General features: G+C 58.9%; 6 protein-coding genes. 1 reads left to right on the plus strand and 5 read right to left on the minus strand.

The genetic code is table 11. From position 1 onward, the window contains the following. Positions 1–10: 10 nt before the first annotated feature. Together glpX and Q0Z94_RS05000 are read right to left on the minus strand one after the other, a co-directional pair. The gene (gene glpX / locus Q0Z94_RS04995) at positions 11–994 is read right to left on the minus strand and encodes a class II fructose-bisphosphatase (protein WP_298067926.1); all 984 of its coding nucleotides are present in this window, start codon (positions 992–994) and stop codon (positions 11–13) included. Between the two features lie 394 nt (positions 995–1,388). Beyond that, a complete protein-coding gene (locus Q0Z94_RS05000) occupies positions 1,389–2,315 on the minus strand; it encodes a TIGR00269 family protein (protein WP_298067927.1) in 927 nt (308 codons plus the stop codon). A 154-nt stretch (positions 2,316–2,469) separates the two neighbouring features. Here Q0Z94_RS05000 and Q0Z94_RS05005 point away from each other — a divergent pair, with 154 nt between their 5' ends. Then, positions 2,470–4,107 (plus strand): hypothetical protein, encoded by a 1,638-nt coding sequence (locus Q0Z94_RS05005; RefSeq protein ID WP_298067928.1) that lies wholly within the window; start codon positions 2,470–2,472, stop codon positions 4,105–4,107. A gap of 72 nt (positions 4,108–4,179) precedes the next feature. Here the strand turns inward: Q0Z94_RS05005 and Q0Z94_RS05010 are convergent, their stop codons facing one another. From Q0Z94_RS05010 to Q0Z94_RS05020, 3 genes are all read right to left on the minus strand, one after another. Next, positions 4,180–5,229, minus strand: a complete 1,050-nt coding sequence (locus Q0Z94_RS05010) for a glycosyltransferase family 9 protein (RefSeq protein ID WP_298067929.1) — start codon at positions 5,227–5,229, stop codon at positions 4,180–4,182. 26 nt (positions 5,230–5,255) lie between these two features. Next, positions 5,256–6,041, minus strand: a complete 786-nt coding sequence (locus Q0Z94_RS05015; protein WP_298067930.1) for a TlyA family RNA methyltransferase — start codon at positions 6,039–6,041, stop codon at positions 5,256–5,258. A gap of 119 nt (positions 6,042–6,160) precedes the next feature. Then, on the minus strand, positions 6,161–7,402 hold the full coding sequence (locus tag Q0Z94_RS05020; protein ID WP_298067931.1) for a dicarboxylate/amino acid:cation symporter: 1,242 nt from the start codon (positions 7,400–7,402) through the stop codon (positions 6,161–6,163). Between the last annotated feature and the right edge of the window lie 270 nt (positions 7,403–7,672).

The raw sequence follows: 7,672 nt of genomic DNA on the forward strand, positions 1-7,672 counted from the left end.
GCTCCGTGTCTCAGTCGTAGCGGACGGAGCTGAACTTCATCAGTTTCTCCCAGTTATGATGGGATTCCAGATAACGGAATGTTCCGGTTTTTGCGCGGATGACCAGAGAATGGGTCACGGCACCGCGACCGGAATAGCTCACCCCGCCGAGGAAGGTTCCGCCGGAAATGCCGGTGGCCGCAAAAAACGCGTCGTCCGCCCGGATGATGGAATCCACCGTAAGAATTTCGTCCAGGCGTATGCCCTCGGCGATCATGGCCTGCCGCTCTGCTTCGGACTGCGGGTCGAAGCGGCCGAAGATCTGCCCGCCCACGCCCTTGATGGCACAGGCGGAAATCACGCCCTCTGGCGTGCCGCCGGTACCCATCATCACGTCCACGTCCGTACCGGGGTCAGCCACCATGAGGGAACCGGCCACATCACCATCCGTGTGAAGCGTGATGCGCGCTCCCGTCTTGCGGATCTCGGCGATCAGTTCCTTGTGCCGCGGCTTGTCCAGAACGAAGACCACGAGGTCGTTAATGTCCTTGCCGATGGCCCGGGCCACGGCCGCGAGGTTGTCCGCCACGGGCGCATCGATGTCCACCACGTCGCGGGCTTCGCGGCCTACCACGAGCTTCTTCATGTAGTAGCTGGAGCCGGGGTTGTACATGTACCCGGACTTGCAGGCCCCGATGACGGCGATGGCGTTGGGACGCCCAAGGGCCAGAAGATTGGTGCCCTCCACAGGATCCACGGCGATATCGATGGCGGGGCCTGAGCCGTCGCCGACTTCCTCGCCGTTGTACAGCATGGGAGCCTTGTCCTTGGCGCCCTCGCCGATGACAACGCGTCCCTTGATACTGACGGAATCAAAAGAAACACGCATGGCGTCCACGGCCGCGCCGTCACCTTCTTCCTTGGCGCCCTTGCCCAGCCAGCGGGCAGCAGACAGAGCAGCAGCTTCAGTGACTCGAACCAGATCGAACGAAAGATTTTTTTCCGGGGCTTGCATAGGCTCCTCACGCATAAGGGCTTGATGGAAGGTGGACTCTAAAAGTGACCGCACTCTGCGGAACTTAGCAGAAGCGCGTATTTTCTTCAAGTGCAGGCCGGCTTCGTTCCAGGGCAATCGCATGAAATGCCTACGGCGCTGTCATTGACAAAACTAAGATTTTGCTCATTTTATCCAATAAAATAACTAAATTAGAAGTTGTTTACGAATGCATTCTTTAAAAACCATTACCTTTGGAGCTGTCAGCGCTAAAAGAATCCAGGATAACTGCATATACAAAAGACGTAGCAGACTAAGTAATAGGCAACAGGCCGGGCTCCATGGTTTTCCCCGTGTACACCGCGTCCCCTGACACCTCGGACACGTCGCATACCGAAGCAGCTTGCATTGCCTTTCATGAATCAGTTTCAGGGCATCCTTCCTTTTCCGCCAGAGCCTCGCGGATACGGCATACACCGCACATCCCCGCAGAAGTGGGATAGCCGCAGCGTTCGCAGGGTGCGAGGGCTTCCCCCTGCTTTTCTTCCACGCCCTGAAAGACCTTTCTGCCGCGTTCCAGAAAGCCCTGGTAGAAATTCATCTTACGTCCGGGCATCTGTTCTTCGAGGTCAATCCACAGGCTTTTGAGCGTGGAAAAACTGGCTCCCTGACTATAGGGGCAAGGCGCATAGTGGTTTTCTATGCCCATGAGAAAAGCGTAGTTGGCGGTTTCAAATTCCGTGACTCTCCAAAACGGCTTGACCTTGCGGGTGAAGCCGTCAGCATCGTCTAGTCTCGGGCCCTGGTCACTGAGGTAGGCGATGTCCCAGCGCAGGGTATTGCTGGTAAGCCGCGCCGTTTCGTCATCGAGATTGTGCCCGGTGGCCAGGACGTTGAAGCCGCCTTTGCGGGCGGTCTGGTTGAAAAAATAGCGCTTGATCTTGCCGCAAGCTGAACAGACAGGGCGGTGCAGCATGCTTTTGACCTTGGGAATGGCCAGTCCTTCGTTCTTCATGTCCCGAACGATGAGCGGAAAGCCGTATTTTGCGCAGAAGCGTTCCACAACGCTGCGTGCGGCCGGGGAAGATTGGGGAATACCCAGGTCGATGTGCAGGCCAGTGACGTTGTATCCCTGCCTGCCAAGTTCCAGCATGAGCGCGAGAGAATCCTTGCCGCCGGACAGGGCTACGAGGACGTGATCTTCCCGTGTCATGAGCTTTTGCTCATGTATGCCTCTGTCCACCTGGCGGGAAAAAAACTCCAGAAAGCAATCCGCACAGAAAGCAGTATTATGACTAGGCAGAGAAACAACAGCTTCGGCTTTGCAGCGGCGGCACTTCATGAGACCTCACAGCAGCGTACAGATGGAAAAATGGAGGGAAAGGCTGCCCTCCTCTCTTCACAGGAGTTCAGGAATACGCTAAAAAAGATGGCGTGTAAATTTATCCAGTCTTCAGCTTCCGGGAAAAACCCGGATACGACGGAGCCAACCGGTCATGGCCAATTCTCCCCGTTTTTCTGGAAAACTCATTCTTGCTGCGCTTGTACTCGCCTGTGCCGGAGCCGTTGTCTGGCTGCAGATTTCTGACGAAGACAAGGCGTCCCTGCTCACGCCGGTCAGAGAACAGGTACAGAACCTTTTGAGCGGACTCGGTCTTTCTTCCTCAGATAACACAAACAGTGAAGCCGGAACACAGACGGAAGTATCCGGAGGCAACGGGAACGGACGGGAATTTTCTGCGGCCATCCGCATGATGCCCCGTTCAGAGACCGAAGGTGGAGATACTGTTCAGGGATCCCTCGGCAAGGACGGAAACGCTGAAAGTTCACCGGAGGATGCACTTCTTGCCCGCGTTGACAAAGCCATAACGGAGAGCGGCCCGTCCGCCCCTGACGGTGACAGTGTGAGCGGCGTTTTAAGCGGCGCTGCTCCCGGAGACGAGACTGCACGGGACGACTCTGTGGTCACCGGCGATTTCGTGCAGGATCTGGCGAACTGGTTTGCCGCAAGCTACACGGCACCGCATCATGAAGGACAAGCGGGCTACAGCGCCGCAACCCTGGAAAAGGCGAACAGCCGCTACAGCAGCTCATCGCGCCTGCGCAGTGTGGAAAAGGACGCTCTGCGCAGCCGGGCTTCCATTCTGAAGTACGTCTATACGCCGGGTATGCTGGAAGCACTGTACCTGCTCTACTCGCCGCGTTTCGTTTCGGCACTGGAGGAGGCCGCCCGCCGGCCGCTCCGGGGCAAGACACTGGAAAACTGGCAGGTGGCTGACCTCTTCAACGTTTACGGCGAGCAGTTCCAGAGACTGGCCTCTTCCCTGAACGCCGCGGCAGACACGGATCTTCCGGCGCTTGCCGGTGCTGTCTGGGAGGCGGACAAGAAGGAACATGCGGCCAGTGAAGCCTTTGCGCTGGCCTATACCGCCCATGCAGCCGCACTTGACGCCGAACGCCGGAGCGAAGCCGATGCGCAGAGCCGCCGCATGATGGAACAGTCCCGTCTGGCCGGTCTCTACGCCGGAGAGCGTGAGCAGGCCCAGCGCAGACTGGTGTCCGCCCTGCGCGCACACAGCTCGTCCCCGCTGCTTTCCAGCGCCGATCTCCTGTTTATAGGCGAATGGATAGCGCGCCATAACGGTTCCGTGGAGGCCACACGCGCCGCAGCTTCGATCTGCGAACGCATGGCCGCTCTGTGCAGCGAACGGGCGCAGGCCATACTCAGCCCTGCGGCGCCCGCAAAAGGTTCACCGGCGCCTGAAGCCACGGCACAGACTGCAGCCGAAGTTCCCGCCGCACCTGCGGAGACCGCCGAGCCTACAGCTTCTTCATCTGCCAAAGGCGAAACGACGGATGTGCCTGTGACTCTGCCGGCATCCAATGGAACGGGGAGTGAAACCTCGCCGCAGGTTTCCGCACAGGAAACCGCGCCCGCTGTTTCTTCTGTACCTGCGGTGTCCGCAGAAGGTTCACCGATGCCTGAAGCCACGGCACAGCCTGCAGCCGAAGTTCCCGCCACACCTGCGGAGCCCGCCGCTCCTGCCGCTTCTTCATCTGCCGGTGGCGAAGCCACGGATGCCCCTAATCCCGCATCCAAAAAATCTGATGAACGTTCCATTTCGGCTTCGTAACCACGTTGCCTTTTTCACTAAAAACCTGAAAGCCCGCTTCATGCTGGCTTTTTCATGGCCGGGAAACCGCCGTCACGCGTTGGAGGAGAAGGCTTTCAGCATTTCCAGAGCCTTGAGCAGAGCCATGTCCGGCGTAACCTGAAGCAGGCATTGCGGGTCGGGACAGTCCACCCGCGAACAGGGCTGACAAGACAGATCCGGGCGCAGTTCCTGATGCTTTTCCGAGGGGAGACGCCACGCAGTGCCTGAAGCACCGGGGATGACGAGGCTTGGCGTACCCACGGCGGCGGCAATGTGCCGGGGCGAGGAACAGCAGCCGATGTGCAGGGCCGCTTCCGCGATGCAGGCTGCGGAAAGACGGATATCCGGGCTCTGGGCAGGTATGCAGAGCTTTTCTGAGGCGACGCCGAGCCTGAGACAGAGTTCACGCAGCGCGGCGATGGCCTCGTCCTCACCAGGGCCTCGCAGAAACAGGAAGTACAGATCGTCTTCCTGTTCGGAGAGCTTGTGAATGAGCGCGGCGAAGCGTTCGGCAGGCCAGCGTTTGGAGGGACGGCGGTGGGTCGAATCAATGCTGACCAGACGTCCTCCGTGCCAGCCTGAAACCCGCAGCAATTCCCTCGCCTGTTCCCGTTCTTCGGACAGAAAATGGATGTCCGGCCCGAAACCGTCCCAGCGTATGCCCAGAGGCTTCAGCAGCGAGACCTTGGTCTGAGAGGCGTAGCCGTCTTCAGGCTCGGTAAGGTGGGTGTAGCGCCAGTGGATAAGGGGCGAGGAAGGAAAGGAAAGACGCACAGGCGCACGGCTGAGCAGTGTCATGGTGCGGCAGCGCGGAAGCTGCTGAAGATCGATGACGAGATCGAAGCGGCAGGCGGCCACCTTGCGGTAAAAGACGAGCTGCCGGAACAGACCATCTTTTTTATCGATAAGATGGAAGGCGTCGATACAGGGATGATGCCGCAGAAGCGGTTCGCACTTCTTTTCGGTAAACAGGTGGAGTTCGGCCTGCGGGAAGCGTTTACGCAGTGCCCGGAACACCGGCACGGTCAGAAGCACATCGCCGATCTGGCGCTGCTGGCAGACCAGAATGCGCCGGGGAGAAAAGGCGGACAGATCGTTCATGGGGCCTCCTTGACCTGAGTGCGGCGTCAGGACTGCGGCAAAATGTTTTCTGCGCGGAAGAGCTTCCAGTAGGCCAGAAATTCCTGATTGCCCTTGGGCCCCTTGATGGCAGCAGGCGTCACGCCCTGACAGACGAGTCCGTGGCCCGCCATGACCTGAAGCACATGATCCACGGTTTCCTGCCGCACCTTAGGATCGCGAACCACGCCTTTCACGGTCTGCCCCGGCCCTGCTTCAAACTGGGGTTTGATGAGTCCGATGACACGGCCGCCTTCCCGAAGCCAGGGCAGGCAATGCGGCAGAATCATGGTAAGAGAGATGAAGGACACATCAGCCACGATCACGTCCACGGGTTCGGGAAGAAGTTCGGGTGGAGCCGTGCGGAGATTCACACCCTCACGGGAGATGACGCGGGGATCGGCGCGCAGACGTTCGTGAAGCTGCGCATGACCGACATCCACGGCGTAGACGCGGCTTGCCCCGTTCTGGAGCAGGCAGTCCGTGAAGCCGCCGGTAGACGCCCCGGCGTCCAGACAGACGGCTCCGCGCACGTCGATGTGATACTGCTCCAGCGCGGTGAGCAGCTTGTACGCCCCACGGCTGACGAAACGTTCCACGCCGATAAGCTGGAAACGTGTGTCCGGGCGGCAGGGATGGCCCGGCTTCTGCACCAGCTCGGGCGGGCGCCCGTGGTGTTCCTCGTCGGGAACAAAAGCGACCTTGCCCGCCATGATGAGCCGGCGGGCCTGTTCTCTGCTTTCGGCAAGCCCCTGTTCAAAGACAAGCTGGTCGGCACGGATCCTGACGGACATAGGCAATCTCCTCCGCGTTCTCTTGTAACCGGCTGCGGGCGTCTCTGGCAAGGTGCAATGCATGAAAAAGCCCCCGGCGCAGGCCGGAGGCTCTTATTTTAATGTTTTGAAATAAAGGATTACCGCTTTTCCTCTTCTTCAGCGAAGAGCGCACCCTTTGCAGGATCGAAATCGCCTTCCCATCTGGAGACAACGATGGCGCCGGTAGCGTCGCCCAGCACGTTGACGGACGTACGGCACATATCCAGGATGCGGTCGATGCCGGCGACGATGGCGATGCCTTCCAGCGGAATGCCCACCTGGGTGAAGACGATGGTACTCATGAGCAGACCGGCTCCGGGCACACCCACGGTGCCAATGGAGGCAAGTACACCGACAAGGATGACTTCAAACTGCTTGTCAAGGGGCAGGGGGATACCGTAAAGCTCGGCCACGAACACAGCCACCACGCCCATGTAGACCGCAGTACCGTCCATGTTGATGGTGTTGCCCAGGGGGATGGAGAACGAGGACACGGGCTTGGAGGCACCGAGTTTCTGCACCTGAATAAGGTTTGTGGAGAGCGCCGCGGCGCTGGAACAGGTGGTGAAGGCGATCATCACGGGTGCGGATATCATACGGAGAAACGTTGCGGGGCTGAGTCCGCAGACCCTGATGAGAGGAATGTAACAGATGAGGACGTGGAATATGCAGGCAACATACACAACGCCGATGACCTTGACCAGAGGCAGCAGGACGGCAAGTCCATGGCTGGCCACCGTAAAGGCGATGAGGCCGAAGACGCCGATGGGAGCGTAGATCATGACGATGTTGGTCACCTTGATCATGACTTCGCCGCAGCCGTCGAAGAAGCTGAGCACGGTTTTGCCGCGTTCGCCCACGGCACTCAAACCGAAGCCGAAGAGCATGGCGAAGAAGATAACCTGCAGCATATTGCCCTTGCTCATGGAATCCACGGGGTTCAGGGGCACAATGTTCAGGAACACGTCCACGAGTTTGGGGCTGCTGGCGGCCTTGGCCTGGAGTCCGTCCTTGGCAAGGTTGAGTCCTTCGCCGGGAGCGACGAGGTTGGCCAGAATAAGACCGATGGTCACAGCGATGGCCGTGGTGGCAAAGTAGTAGATAAGCGTTTTGGAAGCGACGCGCCCGAGTTTGCTCACGTCGCCAACGCTGGCCGCGCCTGCGATGATCGTGGCGATGACCAGGGGCACGACGACCATGCGGATGAGGTTGATGAAGAGCTGGCCGATGGGCTTGAACCACGCGGGGTCGAAGCCTACGGCAGGTGCCGCGATACCCGCGAGGATACCGAGCAGCATACCGATGGCCATCTGCAGGGGAAGGCTGATGCGAGTTTTCATAGGTTTCTCCGGCTGAGTCCTTCCTCTCAGTCGGAGGGAGGAGCAATGCGGTGAGCAGGATGGCACTCCGTCTCCGCATGATGCAGAGCCGTGAGGCCGCAGCATTTCACGTTTTTTGACAAAATCGGAAACGCCTGAAATCAGGTTTCATACTTTCATTTCTTTGTGTTGTTTGTCAAGCGGAGAAGACTGTGGAGAGTATCACTTTAATAATGATAAAAGTTCTTCGATCTTGCCGTTAACGCGAAATCGCTGAAACAACGCCAGAGA

The sequence above is a fragment of the uncultured Mailhella sp. genome, from assembly GCF_947631555.1.
In the GTDB taxonomy this organism is placed as follows: Bacteria; Desulfobacterota; Desulfovibrionia; order Desulfovibrionales; family Desulfovibrionaceae; genus Mailhella.